Source organism: Streptomyces sp. cf386, assembly GCF_900103585.1.
Lineage (GTDB): Bacteria > Actinomycetota > Actinomycetes > Streptomycetales > Streptomycetaceae > Streptomyces.
The window spans coordinates 551855-571504 of sequence record NZ_FNHV01000004.1 but is presented as its reverse complement, the minus strand read 5'-3'; the positions used below and the strand labels follow the sequence as shown (position 1 = coordinate 571504).

The 19650-nt window shown below is 70.7% G+C and carries 15 protein-coding genes; 7 read left to right on the top strand and 8 right to left on the bottom strand.

The features are described from left to right. Positions 1–4: 4 nt before the first annotated feature. From BLU79_RS13675 to BLU79_RS13665, 3 genes are all read left to right on the top strand, one after another. The gene (locus BLU79_RS13675; RefSeq protein ID WP_093905970.1) at positions 5–1696 is read left to right on the top strand and encodes a PHP domain-containing protein; all 1692 of its coding nucleotides are present in this window, start codon (positions 5–7) and stop codon (positions 1694–1696) included. Further along, positions 1696–2544 carry a hypothetical protein gene (locus tag BLU79_RS13670; protein WP_093905969.1) on the top strand — a complete coding sequence of 283 codons (849 nt, stop codon included), beginning with the start codon at positions 1696–1698 and terminating at the stop codon, positions 2542–2544. The genes BLU79_RS13675 and BLU79_RS13670 overlap by 1 nt, the downstream gene beginning before the upstream one ends. A gap of 167 nt (positions 2545–2711) precedes the next feature. Then, positions 2712–3608 carry an alpha/beta fold hydrolase gene (locus BLU79_RS13665; RefSeq protein WP_093905968.1) on the top strand — a complete coding sequence of 299 codons (897 nt, stop codon included), beginning with the start codon at positions 2712–2714 and terminating at the stop codon, positions 3606–3608. Positions 3609–3620: 12 nt separating this feature from the next. Here BLU79_RS13665 and fxsT read toward each other — a convergent pair whose 3' ends face one another. From fxsT to BLU79_RS13625, 8 genes are all read right to left on the bottom strand, one after another. Continuing rightward, a complete protein-coding gene (gene fxsT, locus BLU79_RS13660) occupies positions 3621–7685 on the bottom strand; it encodes an FxSxx-COOH system tetratricopeptide repeat protein (protein WP_107489293.1) in 4065 nt (1354 codons plus the stop codon). Then, entirely contained in the window at positions 7672–9000 is a 1329-nt protein-coding gene (locus tag BLU79_RS13655; protein ID WP_093905967.1) for a TIR-like protein FxsC, read from the bottom strand. Before BLU79_RS13655 ends, fxsT begins: the two co-directional genes overlap by 14 nt. A 42-nt stretch (positions 9001–9042) precedes the next feature. Then, positions 9043–9879, bottom strand: a complete 837-nt coding sequence (locus BLU79_RS13650) for an AAC(3) family N-acetyltransferase (RefSeq protein ID WP_093905966.1) — start codon at positions 9877–9879, stop codon at positions 9043–9045. Continuing rightward, a complete protein-coding gene (locus BLU79_RS13645; RefSeq protein WP_177001004.1) occupies positions 9876–12014 on the bottom strand; it encodes an FxsB family cyclophane-forming radical SAM/SPASM peptide maturase in 2139 nt (712 codons plus the stop codon). Before BLU79_RS13645 ends, BLU79_RS13650 begins: the two co-directional genes overlap by 4 nt. A 371-nt stretch (positions 12015–12385) precedes the next feature. Next, positions 12386–12841 carry a MaoC family dehydratase gene (locus BLU79_RS13640; RefSeq protein WP_093905965.1) on the bottom strand — a complete coding sequence of 152 codons (456 nt, stop codon included), beginning with the start codon at positions 12839–12841 and terminating at the stop codon, positions 12386–12388. Positions 12842–12849: 8 nt separating this feature from the next. Then, a complete protein-coding gene (menE, locus tag BLU79_RS13635; protein ID WP_093905964.1) occupies positions 12850–14352 on the bottom strand; it encodes an o-succinylbenzoate--CoA ligase in 1503 nt (500 codons plus the stop codon). A 10-nt stretch (positions 14353–14362) separates the two neighbouring features. Continuing rightward, positions 14363–15238, bottom strand: a complete 876-nt coding sequence (locus BLU79_RS13630) for an amidohydrolase family protein (RefSeq protein ID WP_093906050.1) — start codon at positions 15236–15238, stop codon at positions 14363–14365. An 11-nt stretch (positions 15239–15249) separates the two neighbouring features. After that, positions 15250–16167, bottom strand: coding sequence for an SDR family NAD(P)-dependent oxidoreductase (locus BLU79_RS13625; protein ID WP_093905963.1), 918 nt, complete (start codon positions 16165–16167; stop codon positions 15250–15252). Between the two features lie 206 nt (positions 16168–16373). On the opposite strand from BLU79_RS13625, the gene BLU79_RS13620 reads away from it, so the two are divergent. From BLU79_RS13620 to BLU79_RS13605, 4 genes are all read left to right on the top strand, one after another. Next, positions 16374–16799 carry a MarR family winged helix-turn-helix transcriptional regulator gene (locus tag BLU79_RS13620; RefSeq protein ID WP_093906049.1) on the top strand — a complete coding sequence of 142 codons (426 nt, stop codon included), beginning with the start codon at positions 16374–16376 and terminating at the stop codon, positions 16797–16799. 10 nt (positions 16800–16809) lie between these two features. Further along, positions 16810–17598, top strand: a complete 789-nt coding sequence (locus BLU79_RS13615) for an IclR family transcriptional regulator (RefSeq protein ID WP_093905962.1) — start codon at positions 16810–16812, stop codon at positions 17596–17598. A gap of 109 nt (positions 17599–17707) precedes the next feature. Further along, the gene (locus tag BLU79_RS13610) at positions 17708–18901 is read left to right on the top strand and encodes a sensor histidine kinase (protein WP_093905961.1); all 1194 of its coding nucleotides are present in this window, start codon (positions 17708–17710) and stop codon (positions 18899–18901) included. Further along, positions 18898–19566 carry a response regulator transcription factor gene (locus BLU79_RS13605; RefSeq protein WP_093905960.1) on the top strand — a complete coding sequence of 223 codons (669 nt, stop codon included), beginning with the start codon at positions 18898–18900 and terminating at the stop codon, positions 19564–19566. The genes BLU79_RS13610 and BLU79_RS13605 overlap by 4 nt, the downstream gene beginning before the upstream one ends. Positions 19567–19650 lie beyond the last annotated feature (84 nt).

The window sequence follows — 19650 nt, the reverse complement described above, 5'->3', positions numbered from 1 at the left end:
CACCGTGACCGAGCAGCAGCTCCCTTCCTGGGCCGACCCGGCCGTCTCCCCCGCCCACCTCGACGCGCAGGGCGTGTCGAGACGCGGCCTCCTGCACCGCGCGGGCCTGTTCGGCGCCGCCTTCGCGCTGGGCTCCGCGGTCGTACCGGCGACAGCGGCCGCGGCCCCGGCTTCGGCCACGGGCGACCGGCGTCTCGGCGGCGACGACCCGCGCCTCGCCTACCTCGTCGGCGACCACCACATCCACACGGTCTACAGCCACGACGCCAAGTACACGTTCTCCCAACTGGCCGCCGCCGGAGCCAAGTACGGCCTCGACTGGATGGTGTTCACCGAGCACTCCAACTTCGGGCACGCCAAGTTCGGCGCCGCGCTGGAGCACGAGGAGATCCGCAAGGCCCGCGCGGAGAACCCGCGCCAGCTGATCTTCCAGGGCCTGGAGTGGTATATCCCGGCCGCCGAGCACTGCACGGTCTTCTCGGCGCCCGGCGCGCACGAGGTCGACCTGCTCACGCAGTTCGAGAGCGCCTACGACGGCAAGCTGCTCGGCTACGACAAGGGCGGCGCCGCCGACGCGGACACCGCCCGCAACGAAGCCCACGCGGTCAAGGGCATCAAGTGGCTCGCCGAGCAGCGCCGCACCGGCTACGTCGACGACATCCTCGTCCTCGCCAACCACCCGATGCGCCTCGGTATCGACTCGCCGCACGAGATACGGGGCTGGCGGGACGCGGCACCCGAGATCATGATCGGCATGGAGGGCGCGCCCGGCGCCCAGGGCGCGGCCATCCCCGGCTGGCGCGGCGCCACCTCGATGCGCGGCGAGTACGAGAACAAGCCGTCGGCCCAGTCCTGGCCCGGCTATCCGGCGGAGGCGTATCTGACGTACGGCGGCTTCGACTGGGCGACCGCGACGGTCGGCGGTCTGTGGGACTCGATGCTGGCGGAGGGCCGCCTGTTCTCGATCACCACGAACTCCGACGCCCACCGCATCGTCTTCGACACCTGGAAGAACGGCGACTGGCCCGCCGGGCAGAACTTCGACACCACCGGCAAGCTCCCCGACCCGGTGAACACCGACACCCCGCAGCCGGGCAGCGACTTCTGGCCGGGCCAGTTCAGCCGCACCCACGTGGGCGTCACCCGCTACGGCTACCGCGCGGTGATGGCGGGCCTGCGCGCGGGCCGCGTCTGGCTGGACCACGGGCATCTGCTCGACGGCCTCGACATCCGCCTCAAGCGGGACTGCGACTTCGGCCAAGGTGTCACGCTGGGCGGCAGGCTGCGCGTACGCAAGGGCGAGAAGCTGACGCTCACCATCACCGTGACGACCGCCTCCCGGCCCAACCCTCAGGGAATCCTGCCGGAGTTGGCGCACGTGGACGTCATCCGGGGCGCGGTGCACGGCCCGGCGGCCGACCGGGACACCTGGCAGGCGCCGGACACGAAGGTCGTGCGCGCCCTGGACGTGTCGGGCCGCAAGGGGACGTACACCCTGCGTGTCCCGCTGACCGCAGGCGACGAGTCCTTCTACGTCCGGCTGCGCGGCAGCGACGGCAACCGCCACGGCGCGGGCTACCTCGGCGCGTCGGTCGACCCGCACGGGCCGATCCCGCACGAGCCCGGAAACGGTGACCCGTGGGCGGATACGTGGTTCTATTCGAACCCGGTATTCGTCGACGTGGCAGGAGCCTGATGAGACGTCATTTCCTCACCTCCGGTTGCTTATTGGGGGCACTCGCCCTCAGTGCGGGGATGGCGTCCGCCGCCGGTGACCCGCACTGGTCCGAGAGCGGCACGGCGTACACGGACACGCTGGGCGGCGGGCAGGGCCTGGCGAGCCGCGCGGACGGCTCCCTGCTGTACCGCGGGCTCGCCTCCATCCCCCTGGACCTGCGGATCAAGGGCTGGAACCACATCGGCGACCCGGACATCGCCCGCGGCCACGCCTTCGACGCCTACCAGGGCCCGGACACGGCCACATCCAAGATGTTCGCGGTGACGACCCCGGCCGGGAAGCGCTACGAGTACGTCCATCAGCTCAACCCGGGCGAGAAGCTGAACAACTCCTTCGCCACCGTCTCGCCCGACGCCCAGTGGCTGGTGTCGGGCGAGTGGGGCGAGCAGAAGAGGCTCCAGGTCTTCCCCGCTCCGCTGCTCAACCCGGCCACCCCGCCCACGGGCGGGGACCTCAAGGAGGCCTGGCAGATCACCCTGGACAAGCCGGTGCGCGACATCCAGGGCTGCGACTTCGTGACGGACACGCGGCTGCTGTGCGCCTCGAACGACGCCACGGGGACGTTCTTCCCTCAGATCCGCCCGCTGCTCCAGGTGGACCTGCCGCGAAAGCTGGACGGTCAGCCGATCACCGGCACGGTGAAGAGCCTGTTCGCCCTGCCCCAGCGCAGCGTGTGCACGGGCACCTTCGAGACGGAGGGCATCGACTACGACGCGAACAGCGGCACCCTGCGGGCGCAGATGATCCCGCCGGGGGTGTGCGCGGTGGCGACGGCCGTGTACGCGTACAAGCAGGTCGCCGACTGAGCGATTTCGGCGGCCGAAGCGACAACTCCGCGTCACCTGGCTGTCATTGACCCGCCAGAAGCCGGAAACACCCGCACATCGGGATGATCTGGGGCACGATGGGGAATTGCCGTTGCACGACCACACGGCATGCCACTGCGGGCGGGGGCTTCGAGGGGAGACCGCGCATGCTCAAAGACGTGTACACGGGGGACGGACGCCGATTAGCCGTCGAGATCTCCGGTGATCTGGGCGGTTTTCCGGTGTTCCTGCTGCACGGCACCCCCGGCAGCAGACTCGGCCCGGCGCCCCGGCCCATGCTGCTCTACCACCAGCGGGTCCGGCTCATCACCTACGACCGCCCGGGCTACGGATCCTCGGACCCGTTGCCCGGGCGGTCCGTCGCGCATGTCGCGGCCGATGTCGCCGCCGTCGCCGACGCCCTCGGCATCGAGCGCTTCGCCGTGGTCGGCCGCTCCGGCGGCGGACCGCACGCGCTCGCCTGCGCCGCCCTGCTGCCCGACCGGGTGACCCGGGTCGCCGTCCTGGTGAGCCTGGCCCCACGCGACGCGGACGGCCTCGACTGGTTCGCCGGGATGGCGGCCTCCAACGTCAACGAGTACTCCAAGGCCCTCGCCGGCCCCGACCGGCTCGCGGCCAGCCTGCGCAAACGGTCCGTCGCCATCCGCTCGGACCCGGTGCGGTTGCTGGCACAGCTGCGCCGGGACCTCACCGAGTCCGACCTCCGGGTGGTCGCGGACGCCGGGGTGCGGGCCATGCTGCTGCGCAACTACCGCGAGGCGCTCAGGGTGTCGGCCGACGGCTGGGTGGACGACGCGCTGTCGTTCTGCAGCCCCTGGGGGTTCAACCCGGCCGACATCTTCGTGCCGGTGCTGCTCTGGCACGGGGAGCAGGACGTCTTCTCCCCGCCCAGCCACACCCGCTGGCTGGCCGCCCGGATCCCCAGCGTGACGGCCATCCTGCAGCCGGCCGCCGCGCACTTCGGGGCGCTGCGTGTGCTGCCGGACATCGTGACCTGGCTGCTGGGCGGTCGCCAGCCGGTGGCGAGCGTGGACCAGCACTGAGCGCATCGCTGCTTACACCGGCAGGGGCTCCAGGTCGCGGTGGATGCGTTTGCCCTCGCGGACGGTTGCCACGTGCGGGTGCTCCTCGCCGAGGAGTTGGGCCAGTTCGGCGAGGGTGCTCTTCTTGAGCTCCTCGGCCTCCGCGGTCCGGCCCAGCGTCTTCAGGGTGACGGCCAGGTTGGCACGCGCGACGACGGTGTCCGGGTGGCCGTGCCCGAGACCCGCCTGGAATCCGGCGACGGCCATCCGTTCCAGTTGCTCCACCACGACCAACGCATCCAGTTCCGCCAGTACGTTGGCGAGGTTGACGGCGCACGCCAGGCTGTAGGGGTGGCGTTCGCCGAGCACCTCGCGCAGCGTGGCCAGGTTCTCCTCCAACACCGTCCGCGCCTTGCCCACCTCGCCCGAGCCGCGCAGGAAGATGCCGAGGTTGTTGGCGGCGGCGAGCGTCGCCGGGTGCCGCACGCCGGGTGCTTTCCGGTACTGGGGCACGATCTCCTGGGCGAGGGCGAGGGCCTCCTCGCGGGCGCCGGTGGCGTACAGGTCGGTGGCGTAGTTGAGGGTGCAGTCCAGGACGTCGGGGGTCGTGGTGGGGATCTCCCGGGTGCGGTAGTACTCGCGGGTCTGGTGGGTGAGCGCCCGGGCCTCCGTGACCCTTCCGGCCTTGCGCAGGGAGACGGCGAGACTCTTGGCGGTCCGGAGGGTTTCCGGGTAGGTCTCGCCGAACAGCCGCTGATAGGCCTCGTAGCTGCTGCGCAGCAGCGAGATCGAAGTGGCGTACTCCCCCGTTTCGCGCAGGTCACGGCCCAGGTTGGTGGCACTGATCAGACTGTGCGGATGCTCGCTGCCCAGTTCCAGGTCGTTGCGCCGGCGGTCGTAGATCTCCTCGTCAACGTCACGGGCCTCCGCGTAGCGGCCGAGCAGCCGCAGACAGACGGCCCGGTTGTTGTTGGCGAAAAGGGTGCGCGGATGATCCTCGCCGAGGCTCTCCTTCAAGCCGTTGTAGGCCTCGATGGCCAGTTCCAGGGCCTCCCCGAAACGGCCGATGCTGCCCAGGTCCATGGCCAGACCACTGCTGGTCATGAAGATGTACGGGTGGTCGGCGACCAGCAGGACTCGCTGGCGGGCCAGGGTGTCCGAGCCCAGTCGCTCCGCCTCCACATACTTGCCCAGCGAGCGCAGCACATTGGCGATGTTGGAACTCAGGTACAAGATCTGGGAGTGCAGGTTGACGACATAGCTCTCCTGCTTGGCGCGCTCCTCGAGGTCGTCGTCGTCCGCCCGGCCGGTCCGGGTCCTCTCTTCGGCGACCTTCTCCAGCTCGGCGAGCTCCCCGCGCCGCGCGTTCAGCAGTTCCTCCCATGCGGTCCGCAGTTCCTGGCCCAGGGCGAGGGCGGCGTTGAGGTCACCGCGCTTCCACAGATAGCGCACCCGGTCGATGAGCAGCTGCCGCGTCTCCGGCTCGTCGCACCTGCTGGCCTCGGACGCCTCCAGATGCGGCCAGATGACGGTGAACTTGGCGCGGTTGTCGGGATCGTCGTCGTCGATCGGCTCCTCTCCCTTGGGGCGGTGGCCGGCCAGGATGCGGTGCACGACATGCTGCGCCTCCTCCTGCTCCCGGGGGCTCAGCTGGGAGCGGATCACGGCCTGGACCAGGCGGTGGACCTGGATGGACCGGGTGGCCCGGTCCACCTTGGCCAGGGCGAAGCGGCCGATCTCCCGGATCACCCGGCCGAGGACCATCCGCTCCCTCAGCGAGGGGTCGTTCTTGGCGAGTTCGCGGATCATCTCGTCGCCGTAGAGCAGGTCCCTGGAGATCGGCTCGGCGGCGAAGAAGGCGCACAGCTGCAGCAGCCGTACGGCGGCCGGGGAACGTTCCTTGAGCCGCTCGATGGAGACGTTCCAGGTGGCCGCCACCGGCTTCGGGTAGTTGGCGGGCTGGCTGAACGACAGGACGAGTTCGGCCTGTTGTTCCAGTTCCGCCAGGTAGGTGTCGACCGAGGTGACGGTCTCGGCCAGCCAGGCGCCGGCCTGGTCGAGGGCGAGAGGCAGGTCGCCGACCGCCGCGGCGACCCGGTCGGCGTCCTCGGCGCTGAGGCCGGCGGCCCGGCGCAGCAGGTGCTCGACGCTCTCCTCGCGAAGGAAGAGGTCGACCTCGATGGCCCCGAAGTTCTGCGACCAGCCCTGGTTGCGGGAGGTGACCAGCACATGGCCGTTGCCGCCGGGGAAGTACCGGCTGACCTCCTGCGGCTCGTCCGCGTTGTCGAAGACCAGCAGCCAGTTCAGTGTGGAGCCGGACTGGCGCAGATGGTCGCACACCTCCTGCGCGGCCTGCGCGGCCTCGTCGCCGACCCGCAAGCCGAGGCGGGCGCCGAGCTCGGCGAGGGAGGAGATGACGAGCTCGTTCCGCTCGGAGGGGATCCACCACACCAGGTCGTAGTCGGGGGCGAATCGGTACACGTACTCCAGCGCGATCTGAGTCTTGCCCACCCCGCCGAGACCGTAGAGGGCGTACGGCGCGGGGGAGACGCTGGTGGTGCTGGAGCCGAGGCTGTCGCGCAGCTTCTCCAGCAGGGCACTGCGGCCCGTGAAGGAGGCGTTGCGGGGCGAGACGTTCCAGTACTTGGGCACGGTGACCGGGAAACGGGCCTCGGTGGGCGGCCCGTCGGCCTGGCGCTCGGCAGGCAGGGCGGGCTTGCCCAGAGCGCGCAGCAGCACGCCGTGGGCCTGTGTCTCGTCCAGCCGCACCAGGTCGGCCGACCCCCACTCGCTGAACGCCGGCACCGAACGGACGTCGCCGACCCGGACCGCGACCACCTGGCGGCGGCCGGAGGGAGCGCCGGCGGTCGCGGCGTCCCACACCTGGCGGGCGCGCGCGGAGCGCTGGTAGGCGGCGGAGAGCACGACCACCGTGCGGTCGGCGGGCTTCTCGGCTCCGTCGCCCTCGCCACCGACGAATTTCAGCTCCACCCGGTAACCGGCCCGGGTCAGCACCGCGGCTATCCAGTCGGCCCATATCCGGTCCTCGGACACATAGCTGAGCTGCAGGTCGGCCGGGAGCGCCGAACGGCTGCGGGTGAACGCCTGCTTGATGCCGAGGCGCACCTCCTCGTCCATCCGGGGCAGCGCTCTGACGGCCTGGTTGGTGACGACTCCGGTGAGCCGCTCGAAGGCCGCGAGCAGCGAGCCTGCGATTCCGGCCTCGTCACCGAAGGTCGCGAGGGTCTCCTCGTAGGCGTAGTAGGGCCGGTACGGGATCTCCACCGAGCCCCAGTAGCCGGCGAGTTGGGACTCCGTCATACCGGAGGGAAATCCGTCGAACTTCGCGCGGGCGAGGGATCGGCCCGCATCGGCCTTCTCCTTCTCACCCTCGTCGATGCGCATCGGGACGGGCACGATGCGGATACGGCGGCGGCGGAAGCGTTCGTCGATGTGCCGGGCGACCGCTGCGGCACCGTCGATGCTCTGGTCGCTGAGGGTGAAGCAGTCGACGAGGACGTCGGGCAGGTGGGCGGTGCAGATGTCGGCGATGTCGGACAGACCGGTGCGGCTGTCGATGAGGACGTAGTCGTAGTGGCGCCGCATGTCGTCGCGTAACGCGTCGAAGAACTGGCCGCCGCCGAGGTGTTCGTAGAAGTTGTCCCAGTCGAAGGTGGAGACGATCGCCGAGTAGTCGCGGTTCTGCCGGCCGGCGGAGACCAGGTCGAGGGTGCCCGGTTCGGGGAACGGCCAGTCCAGGGAGACGGCGTGACGCTGGATGCGGGCGTAGCGGCGGTGCCAGTCCGGGGCCCGGTGCTCGGTCCCGGCGGTGTTGTCGGCGGCCGCCCAGGCGTACTCGGTGAGCAGGTCGATGACGCCGGTGGTGGCGCCGACGGTCCCCGGGTCGAGGAAGGGATGGAAGAAGCGGTGCAGGCCGGGCGCCTCCAGGTCCCAGTCCACGGCGAGGACGCGCTTGCCGTTGGCGGCGAGGATCCAGGCGGTGTTGGCGAGGGCCATGGTCCGGCCGGTGCCGCCCTTGTACGAGTAGAACGTCACGACCTGGCCACCCAGGTCGTCCGGTCGGTCAAGGCTGCTCATCGCGGTCTTCCTCCTCGGCATGCGGGCGGTGCACCGGTGACTGGCTGTCCTGGTCCCCCACGGCGCTCAGCCGGAAGCGCGGGGTCCCCTCGCCCGAGGGCGGCTGGGCGGGCGCGTGCTTGAGATGTCGGGTGGCGGCCCACTGCACGACCCGCGGCAGCAGATCGTCGAAGGACTCGTGGTCGGGGATGCCGCGGACGGCGAGCCTGCTGGCCTGCTGGCCTTGGCTGATGGTGCGCGGCAGGGTCGCCTCCGCCTCGGCGGTCAGTGCCTGCCGGGCGTCCTCGCTGTCCGGGTCGTCGTCGTTCCACGGCACCATGAGCCCGGTCGCCGGGCGGTGGCTCGCGTCGAACTTGCCGAGCCGGGTGCGCTGTTCGGGATCGCGCAGCACCCAGCGGTCGAGCAGCACGATCTCCGGGCCGGTCGCGTCGGGAGATCCTCCCCCAGAGGGGGTACCCCCAGCCTCGCTGTGCCAGGTGTCGAACGCCTGGAGGTCGGGCCGGAACTCCAGGCGTTCGGCGATCTCGGCGGCCAGCTCGGCGAGGGGTCTGGGGCATTCGGGCCGAAAGGGGTTCCAGTCGAGCGCCGTAGGGCCGTAGTAGTCGCGGCTGCGTCCCTCGGGCAGACGGTCCAGAGAGCCGGCGGCCACGGTGATGCGCAGCATGCGCCGGCTCCGCAGGGGTGCGAAGGCGTCCGTCTCCGTGTCCCAGGAAGTGGACTCCCCCGGTTCGACGTTGACGTGCTTGCCGACTTCGATGATGCGCCGGGCCAGTTCCCACACGGCCTTCTGGTAGTGGCGGCGGTGGGAGCTGAGCTTCATCAGGCCGTACAGCCCGAAGTCGCGGTAGCGGTCGCCGAGTTCGGGGTGCGCGTACTGGATGTCCTTGACGGGATCGGGGAGTTGGTGGTCCTCGACCGGTGCCCACAGGGCCGGCACGATCGCGCCGGGTGTGCCCCTGCGGCCCTCGGTCCGGAACCGGGCGGGCCGCCTCGCGAAGGCGCTCCACTCCTTGCCGCACCAGGAGCTGTGGAAGTAGCGCGGCGAGTACAACGGCACGAACACCCGGCAGGCGGCGAGCGCATCACCCAGTTCGGTCGTCCACAGCTGGCCCGCCCGCATCGAGCGGTCCATGTATCCGGCCGCGCCGACCGGCACGGTGGTCAGGTGCCGGATGTGATCGCACAGGTCGCGGTAGAGCCGGTGCACCCAGTGGTCGGGATCGCCTTCATCGGTCTCGTCCCTGGGGGTGTGGGCGTAACTGAGGAAAAAGTACGGGGCGGTCGCGTCCGCCCGTAACGCTGCCGTCGGCTCCACATTGATCCCCCGATCCCGCCCCCTCCCCCGGAGCGTGGACACTCAGTGTAGGAAGCCGGACTCGTTTTGTAGCCGCTCCGTATCGTCCGGGCGGGGGCGTTTTCCGGCCAGCCATCCGGTGGCGAAGTCCACCGCAGCCCGCAGCGGCAGCGACGTCAGCCGCGCGGCTCCGAGCCGGCCGTGCCGCACGGCGGGCTCGGGAAGAACGGCATCGTGCGCCTCGTACGCGGCGCCGAGGGCACCGAAGTCGCTGTCGTCCAGGTCGACGTCCTTGTACGACATCCAATGGCGCCGGCCGTCCCTCAGCACGACGCAGCGGTATTCCCGTCGGGGCGGGTCCGGAATCCGGTACTCGGCGAGGTGGAAGGCGCTGCACACCGCGTAGCCGACCCCGATCAGCAGCACCCGGGCATCGGCGGCGTACAACCGGGCGAGCGGCGAGCTCTCGCCCAGGTGGCATTCCTCGTCGTGGTCCGCCATCAGGTGCCCGGCACGGGTGCCGACAGCGGCGAACGACGTCTGGGGATGGCCGCTGCGCACCGCGTCCGGGCTGCGGCGCACGGCCTCGGCCAGGCGCCCCATGCCCAGCGAGGGGGTGTGGTGGAGGTCGAAGGGCGGCATCTGCGCGCGGTAGGCCGATAGTTGACTGTCCGTCATGCCCTGGATGTGGCTGTGGTACTCCGGTGAGGTGTCGGAGTTGCCTGCGGTGAACGCCGGGACGACCAGCGTGCCGTCCGGGCCGAGAACGTCGCGCAGTTCGCCCACCACGGTGTCCGCGGGCACGCCGACGCGGCGCAGGGAGGCGTGCACCAGCAGGGTGGCGCCCGCGCGCACGCCCAGGGCGTCGAGGTCGTCGGCGTGGAGTCCGGCCGCGCTCATCGGGCGCTCCGCCGCATCCCGTCGGCGAACCGGCGGCCGAGTGCGGTCAGCGAAGGCGCGTCGGACAGCTCGTCCAGCTGGGCCCGGGTCCGAAGGAACGCCTCGGGGTCGGCGAGCAGGGCGTCGGTAGCCGTGCGCGCAAAGCTGTCGGCGAGCAGGTCGCCGGTGCGCGTGTCGGTCTCGTCGTACAGGTCGCACACATCGAGCAGGGCGTCCAGGACGCCGAGCCGGAACCCGCGCACCAGGTCGGCGGCGAGCCGTACGGGGTCTTGGTGCGGGAACGCCCCGAGCGCCGCGAACCCCCCGCCGGCCGAGGTCCGGTGAGGGTCCGCCGGTGCGGCGAGCGGTGTCACGACTTGTACTGCGGCGGCCATGGCGCGGGCCGGGCCGGGCAGCGCCTTGCGGATCGACGCCCAGGCCTGCGGCAGCACATGCCGCCACTGCTCGGCCTCCTTGTCCGTCAGCCGCCCGGTGACGGGGGCGCCATGGCAGTCGCGGTACGGGGCGATGTCGTCGAGCGCGACCTCCAGCCCGTCGGTCCGCAGCCATCGCAGGGGCTCCCAGCCAGGGCCGCCGATCCGGTCCGCCGTCAACTCGACGGTCGACGCGCCGGTACCGGTACGCAGCCGCCCCAGTCCCGGGAGGTGCGCGAAGCCGTCACACACCGGCACCGTGATCCGGTCGACGGCACCGGCGGGCAGCGTGGCGGCCGCCACGAGGGCGGCCAGATGGTCGGCCGGGGCGGCGCCGTCGAGACAGCGCACGGCCCAGGTTCGCGTATAGGGATGGGAGAGCAGCGGTGACAGAAGTGCGCTGTCCCGTCGGCCGACGTCGAGCGCCGTACGCCACGAGGCGGCCCACAACTCGCTCTCGTCGTCGGCCTCTTGACCGAGCATGGCCAGCAGCTCGCGGGTGACCTCCTGCCGCGCTCGCGCCAACTCCCCCACGGCGGTGCCGTCGTCGCTGCCGTCGGCCAGCGCATCGAAGCCCTCGACCGGCCGTTCGGCTCCGGCACCGGCACCGGTGCGGGCGTCGATGGAGCGGATCAGCGCCTTGAGGTCCGCGCAAAACACTGACGGATTGTCAAACTCCGTGCCGTCGCCGCGATATCGGTGGGCGTAGAGCCCGCCCCCACAGGAGCGCACGACCGGACAGGACCTGCATGTCTCGCTCAGTCCCGCAAGCCCTTGCTGCCGGGCGATGATGCCCGGATGGCGCGCCACGTCGTCGAGGGTGTGGCGGAAGACGTCCTCTCCGGTGACCGGTGCCCCGTCGAAGGCGGTCTTGAGGGAGTCCGCCTGCTCGAACGTTCCGTCGGTCTCGACCACCACGACATCGGCCGGCGCGAGCCCCATGGCCTCGGTGAGGCTCGGGCCGCCGCCGAGGGTGCTGATGATCGAGTCGAACAACCGCACCGGCATCGGGCGCCCTTGAGCCTCCCACCGGTCGTGTACGGCCGTCAGCCAGTCCGCGTACGGGGTCCCGGCCCCGTGCGGACGCAGGGGCGGTTCGTCCCAGGTGGCGTGCGGCAGCAGGAAGTCGATCCGCGGCGGGTCCTGAGCGGCCAGCGCGTCATAGGCGGCGACCGGGTCGTTGCGTACGTCGACGGTGCAGAGCAGGCCCGCGTACAGGTGGCGGTAGCGTTCCTGGCGGAGCAGAGAAAGGGCCGCCAGCACCTTGTCATAGCTGCTGCGTCCAGTGGCATAACGCCGGTGCAGATCATTGGCGGCACGGTCGCCGTCCAGGGAAATTCCCACCCGGACGTCGAATTCCGCGAAGAGATCGAGAAAGCGGGGGCTCAGCTGAACGCCGTTGGTGTGAATCCGTAAATCCAGCCGGGACACGCCGTCCAGAGCGCCCCGTAGTTCTTCGCAGAGACGGCGTAAGCGTGCCGGACCGGCCAGAAGCGGCTCGCCTCCGTGCAGGATGACCTGCACGGAAGGCAAGGCGTGCGCTTTCGCGTGTTCCGCCAGACGCAGCGCCGTCCAGGAAATGACCTCGTCCGAGATCACTTTTGGTCTGGAGGCCCAGCTCTGGTCGGCGTGCTCGTACACATAACAGTGATCACACGCAAGGTCGCAGCGACTGTGAACCTTGAGTACGAGTTGCCGAAGTGGAACCAGCGGGCCGGTCATTGTGGGATACTCGAGTCATCAGATCGACGACTGGAATGTGACTCCGTCCGTCTTGCGATTCTCCGTCGACGACAGGGCGCGGCGCCTTCCACGGGCGTTCTTCGGTTCGCACGGGGCGTCCAGCAGCGGAGTGGCGGAATGCGTGTCGGCGACGCCGGTCGGCCGCGGAGCGGTTCTTGCAGTCTTGATCACGATGTCCCCTGGTCGGGAGAGTGGAAGCTACGGTGCAGGTCGTCCCTGAACCGTGGACGGAAGTCAAGACAGCACGCTATCGCGTGATCACGGGTCCTGGCGCCACCCGAAACCCGGCCATTAGCTCCGCCGCAGGTCAGGCACTACGAAGGCGCCGATTCCGTGTCCTCCTTTCGGAGCTATGCGTAGAAGCGCGAGAGGCTCGACAGCACCGCCGCCGGCTTCCCTCCACCCTCGATCTCGATGATCCCGTCGACGGTGATCTGAACCCCGCCCGGCACCTCCTCGACCTCCCCCAGCTTCCCGACCAGCCGTATGCGCGAGCCGACCTTGACCGGCGAGGGAAAACGCACCTTGTTCAGGCCGTAGTTGACCTTCGTGGTGACGCCCTGGACGTCGAGCAGCTCGGTGAACAGGGGGATGAACAGGGAGAGGGTGAGGTAGCCGTGGGCGATGGGAGCGCCGAAGGGGCCCTCGGCGGCCTTCTCGGGGTCGACGTGGATCCACTGGTGGTCGCCCGTGGCGTCGGCGAACGTGTTGATGCGCTCCTGGGTGATCTCGATCCACTCACTGGTGCCGAGGTCGCTGCCCGCGAGCTTCTTCAGTTCGTCGAGGCCGTTCACGGTGATGCTCATGCGGTTCCTTACTGGTTGCCGTACCGGTTACGGACACGGGACTTGAGGAGTTTTCCGGAGGCGGTGCGCGGGAGTTCGTCCGCGAGCACCACCGATTTGGGGATTTTGTATTTGGCGAGGCGGCCGGCCAGGGACGCGAGGAGTTCTTCGGGGTCCGGTGACGCGCCCTCGCGCGGTACGACGACCGCGCGCGGCACCTCGCCCCACTTGTCGTCCGGCACCCCGATCACCGCGCACTCGACGATGTCCGGGTGGGCGAGGAGCAGGTCCTCGATCTCGGCGGGGTAGATGTTCTCGCCGCCGGAGATGATCATGTCCTTGATGCGGTCGACGATGAAGACGTAGCCGTCCTCGTCGACGCGGGCGGCATCCCCGCTGCGGAACCAGCCGTCCACGAAGGAGGCGGCCGTCTCCTCGGGCAACCCCCAGTAGCCGGGCATGACATGCGGGCCGCGGACCACGACCTCACCGGTCTCGCCGACGTCGACCGGCACCATGTCCGGCCGGACCACCCGTACGTCGCTGAAGTAGTGCGGCACGCCCGCCGAACCGGCCTTGGTGACCGCGTGTTCGGCGTCCAGGAACAGGGTTCCGGGTGCGGCCTCGGTCATGCCGTAGCCCTGAAGGAACGTCAGTCCGCGTTCCTGGTAGGCGGCGATGAGCGGGGTCGGTACCGGGGAGCCGCCGCAGGTCAGGATCCGCAGGGACGACAGGTCCGCGTCCGGCCAGCGCGGGTGTCTGGCCACCTGGTCGAACATGGTCGGCACCCCGAACATGAAGGTGATCCGGTGTCGTTCGATCAGGTCGAAGGTGGCGTCCGGGTCGAAGGCCTCGACCAGGACGCAGGTGCCGCCCTTGAGCAGGACGGGGAGCGTCAGCATGTTCAGCCCTGCCGTGTGGAACAACGGGGCCGAGACCAGGGCGCGTTCGTCGGCGATCAGGTCGGTGTCGACCAGGACGTTGAGCGCGTTCCAGACGATGTTGCCGTGGGTGAGCATCGCGCCCTTGGGGCGGCCGGTCGTGCCCGAGGTGTACATGATGATGCAGGTGTCGTCGGGGGTGACCGGCGCGTCGATGGGCTCCTCGGAGGGGGATGCGAGCGCCGCCTCGTATTCGGCGCCCACCTCGACGTACGTACGCACATCGGTGCTGCCCGGAAGTCCCGCGACGAGTCCGGCATGTGACGGGCCGTAGATCAGGGCCTTGGCGCCGGAGTCGGCGAGCTGGTAGGCGATCTCGGGGCCGGCCAGTCGGGTGTTGAGCGGGACGAAGACCGCGCCGAGCGTGCCGGACGCAAACAGGGTCTCCAGGTAGGAGGGGTGGTTCGGGCCGAGGTAGGCGATGCGGTCGCCGCGGCGGACCCCCCTCTCGCGCAGGGTGTGGGCGAGCCGGGTGGTGCGGTCGTGCAGTTGTGCGTACGTGTAGGCGGTGTCGCCGTGGATCAGGGCGGTGCGGTGGGGGGTCTTGCGGGCCCGGCGTGCGGGCCACGACCCCAGTCCCTCGTTGCGCATGTCACGCCCCTTACGGTTTCGTCAGCCCGAGCAGGCGGGCGGCGTTCTCCTTGAGGATCTTCGGCCTGACCTCGTCCTTGATCGACAGCTTCGCGAAGTCGGCGAGCCAGCGGTCGGGGGTGAGGACGGGGAAGTCGGAGCCGAAGAGGACCTTGTCCTTCAGCAGGGTGTTGGCGTACTGCACCAGCTGCGGCGGGAAGTACTTCGGCGACCAGCCGGACAGGTCGATGTGCACGCCCGGCTTGTGGGTGGCGACGGCGAGGGCCTCGTCCTGCCAGGGGAAGGACGGGTGGGCGAGGATGATCTTCAGATGGGGGAAGTCGGCCGCCACGTCGTCGATGTGGAGCGGGTTCGAGTATTTGAGCCGGATGCCGCCCCCGCCGGGTACTCCGGCGCCTATGCCCGTCTGGCCCGTGTGGAACAGGGCGATCGTGCCCGTCTCCTCGATCACCTCGAAGAGGTCGTACGCCACCGAACGGTCGTTGGGGAAGAAGCCCTGGATGCTGGGGTGGAACTTGAAGCCCTTCACCCCGTACTCCTCGACCAGCCGACGGGCCTGCTTCACGCCCGCCTTGCCGCGGAAGGGGTCGATGGAGGCGAAGGGGATCAGCACGTCGGCGTTGGCGGCGGCCGCCTCGGCGACTTCCTCGTTCGGGACCGGCGGTGTGCCCGTCGCGGACTCGGCGTCGACCGTGAAGATGACGGCGGCCATGTTCCGCTCGCGGTAGTACGCGGCCGTTTCCTCCAGGGTCGGCTTCCGCTTGCCCTCGACCTTGAAGTAGGCGGAGGAGGCGTCGTGCAGATCGTCGTCCAGCGAGGAGTGGCCCTTGGAGGAGACCTCCGCGTGGGTGTGGACGTCGATCGCGACCAGCTCGTCGGGATTCATGGAGGGGGCCATCACGCCTCCGGGAACTTGGGCGCCGGAATACCGACCGACTGGAGCTCGGCACCGACCGAGGTGGGCCACACGTCGGCCAGGGTCTCGGGGGTCCAGCCGCCGTCGGCGTAGGCCGCCGCGATCTCCTGCGGATGCGACCAGAGTGCCACCTTGTCGCCGCCGACGCCGATGGCCTGACCGGTCACGCTCCGCGCCGCCTCGGAGGCGAGGAAGGGGACGAGCGCCGCGCAGTCCTCGGGGGTGCCGAAGCCCTCGCCCTTACGGAGGAAGTCCGGCAGCGGCTCGCCGTTCTTCATCGCCTCGACGTACGGGGCGAAGGCGGGGATGGTCTCGGTCATCGCGGTCGCCGCGACCGGCACGATCGCGTTGACGGTGATGCCCGCGCGGCCCAGCTCCATCGACCAGGTGCGGGCGAAGGCGGCGATGCCGGCCTTGGCGGCGGCGTAGTTCGTCTGCCCGAAGTTGCCGCGCTGTCCGGCCGGCGAGCCGACCAGGATCAGGGTGCCGCCCTCACCCTGCTCGCGCATCCGGACGGCGGCGGCGCGGGCGCAGGTGAAGGTGCCCTTCAGATGGGTCGTGATCACCGCGTCGAAGTCGTCGTCGGTCATCTTCCACAGGACCTTGTCGCGCAGGATGCCCGCGTTGGTCACCAGGATGTCGAGCCGTCCGAACTCCTCGACCGCGCGGTTCACCAGCCGGTCCGCGGCCTCGGTGGTGCCGACCGGGACGACCTCGGCGACGGCCGTGCCGCCGGCCTCGGTGATGGCCTTCACGGCCGCGTCGGCCACGGCCTCGTCGACGTCGTTGACGACCACGGAGGCGCCGTGGGCGGCCAGGGCCTGCGCGTAGGCGAGGCCGAGGCCCCGGCCACTGCCGGTGACGACGGCGACCTTGCCGGTGAGATCGATGCTGGGCACGAGCGGGTCCCTTCGGTGGGGGTGCGGCTTCGAGATCGAAGGTAAGAACAATAGTTGTCGACGTCAATAGTTGTTGTCGACCCGTCCTTGCGTCATGCTGGGTGCCGTACGTACGCACCGCCCCATCCGGGGCCTCGACCAGGGAGCCCGCCATCACCAGCCGGCAGACCACGAACCCCGCACCGATCGACTCGAGCGAGCCGTGGATGCGCGGACTGCACGCGGACACGGGCTATCTGCTGTACCGCCTCGGTCTGCGCTCCGGTCAGCTCTTCAACTCCTTCCTCCAGGAGTCGGGCCTGCGCCTGCGCCACTACGCGCTGCTGCGGTTCCTCGCCACGTCCCCGGGCGCCCTCCAGCGCGAGCTGAGCGCGTCGCTCGGCTACGACCCGAGCGCGATCGTCGGCCTGGTCGACGACCTGGAGAAGCTGGGCTTCGCCGAGCGGCGCCCCTCCCCCGACGACCGCCGCAGCCGGATCGTCGTCCTGACCGACGGCGGCCGGGCCTTCCTGCGGGACACCGACGAGGCCGGGCAGCGCGTGACCAACGAGCTGGTCCAGCCTCTCGACGCCTCCGAGCGCGAACAGCTGCACGCGTTGCTGCGGAAAGTCACCGAGTCCGGACTGGGGTGACGGGATTCCGATGACCGCCGACGCCGTGCCCTCCCAGTCGGCCAAGGAGACGCGTTCCGCGCCCGACCGGCTGCTGGCGGTGCTCGCGGCCTTCGACCTCCGGCATCCGGCGCTCAGCCTGACCGACATCAGCCGGCGGGCCGGGCTGACCCTGACCACCGCGCACCGGCTCGTGGCCGCCCTCACCGAATGGGGCGCCCTGGAGCGGGACGACTCCGGCCTCTACCACGTCGGGCTGCGGCTGTGGGAGGTGGCCGCGCTGGCCCCGCGCGGACTGGCGCTGCGGCAGATCGCACTGCCGTACTTGGAGGACCTGTACGAAGCGACGCACGAGAACGTGCAGTTGGCGGTCCAGGACGGGCCCGAGGTCGTCTACATCGAGTGGCTGTCCGGGCGGTCGGCGGTCGGCGTGCACATCCGGGTCGGGGCCCGCTGGCCGCTGCACGCCACCGGGGTGGGACTCGCGCTGCTCGCGCACAGCACCCCGGAGTTCCAGGAGGACTACTGCGCCGGGCCGCTCACCGCCTTCACTCCGTACACCGTCACCGAACCGGCCCGGCTGCGCCGCATCCTCGCCGACGTACGCCGCACAGGGGTGGCGGTGAGCAGCCGCCAGGTCACCGACGACGCACTGTCGGTCGCCGCCCCGGTGCGCGGCCCGGGCGGGTCGGTCGTCGCCGCCGTGTCGGTGGTCGTACCGCAGGCCGACGCCCAGGTGCCGGTGCTGGTGCCGGCGGTGCGGCTCGCGGCGCGCGGGATCTCGCGGGGGCTGGGGTGGCAGCCGGAGAAGGGGACGTAGGCGGGCCGGTCGGCGGGGCCCCCAGCCGCCGGATATCCCTCTCGTCGGTGAGGACGGGGCGTGAGGTCCCTCGCGATACTGAGAGGGCCCTTGCCCCGAGGAGCCGCCTGTGTCCGCTCGTTCCTGGATCTCACCCGTAGCCGAACGCCTGCGCACCGCCAACCCGTACGTCGTCGACTCGGCGCTCGCCGCGCTCGTGCTGTTCGCCGTCTCCCTGCAGTGGATCTTCCCCGACGAGGGCGACGACCGGCTGACCTGGCAGGGCTGGCTGATCGGCGCCGCCACGGCGGTGCCGCTGGTGTGGCGGCGGCGGGCACCGTTCGCGACCGCGTGTGCCGTGTCGGTGGCCACCCCCGCTCAGGCCGTCTACCACGCGCCGCCGCCGGACGTGATGTACGGCGGCATGGTCGTCCTGTACACGATGGCCGCCCTGGGCAAGCCGTGGCATCGGCGTGCGATGCTCGTGGGCTGGCTGCTGGGGGTCTCGCTCACGATGGCGCACAAGGAGGACCCCCAGCCGTTCGAGTACGCCTTCCACCTGCTCAGCGTGGTCTGCGCGTACGGCTTCGGCGTGCTCGCCCGGGTGCAGCGGGCCTACACCGCCGAGCTGGAGGACCGGGCCCGGCGCCTGGAGCGGGAGCGGGCCGCCGACACCGCGCGGGCGATCGCCCAGGAGCGCTCCCGGATCGCCCGGGACATGCACGACGTCCTCGCGCACGCGGTGAGCCTGATGGTGGTGCAGGCCGAGGCGGGGCCCGTGGTGCTGCGCAGCGATCCGGCGCGCGCGGAGGCCTCGTTCGACGCGATCGCGGCGGCCGGGCGGGACGCCATGGCGCAGCTGCGCCGGATCCTCGGCGTGCTCAAGGACCCGCAGGGCAACGGCGGTCCGTGGCGGTTGCCGCAGCCGGGCGTGGCCGAGCTGCCCGGCCTGGTCGGCCAGGTGGCCGAGTCCACCGGTCTGCGCGTGGAGTTGCGCACCTCCGGCTCGCCGCGCCCGCTCCCCCCGGACACCGAGGTCGCCGCCTTCCGTGTGGTGCAGGAGTCCCTCACCAACACCGTCAAGCACGCGTACGCTTCCACCGCGATCGTCGAACTCGACTGGGCGGAGGACCAATTGACCCTGACGGTCACCGATGACGGACGGGGGCCGGCGCCCGGCCACGGCGGGCACGGCCTGATCGGCATCCGGGAGCGGGCCGCCGCCTGCGGGGGCAGCGCGGAGGCCGGGCGCGGGCCGGAGGGCGGCTTCCGGGTCGTCGTACGGCTGCCCACGGCCGTCGACCGGGAAGCGGCCCTGGGATGAGCGTCCGAGTGGTCGTCGCCGACGACCAGGAACTGGTACGCGCGGGCTTCAGCATGATCCTGGAGGCGCAGCCGGACATCGAGGTGGTCGCCGAGGCCGGGGACGGCGCCGAGGCGGTCGCCGCGGTGCAGCGGCACACGCCCGACGTGCTGCTCCTGGACATCCGTATGCCGGTCATGGACGGCCTGGACGCCGCCCGGCGGGTGTGCGGGGAGTCGAGCTGCAAGGTGGTCATGCTGACCACGTTCGACCTGGACGAGTACGTGTACGAGGCGCTGTACGCGGGGGCCAGCGGCTTCCTGCTGAAGGACGTACGGCGCGACGACCTCGTGCACGCCGTGCGGGTCGTCGCGGCCGGGGACTCACTGCTCGCGCCCACCGTGACCCGGCGACTGGTCGCGGACATCGTGCGCCGTCGGCGCGCCGAGGCGGCCGCGGAGGCCACCCCGCAGCGCCTGGACATCCTGACCGCGCGCGAGGTCGAGACCTTGCGCATGCTGGCCCGCGGGCTGTCCAACGCGGAGATCGCCACGGCTCTGTTCGTCAGCGAGCACACCGTGAAGACGCATGTCAGCAACGTGCTGAGCAAGCTCGGTCTCAGGGACCGGGTGCAGGCGGTGATCTGCGCCTACGAGACGGGTCTTGTGGCTCCGGGATCCCCCTAGCGAGGGAGGCGCCGAGCCCTCTCCCCCGTGCGACGGAGGCCCGTAAACCGCTCCCTCCGGCGATCCGGTGACCACCCCCGCGGA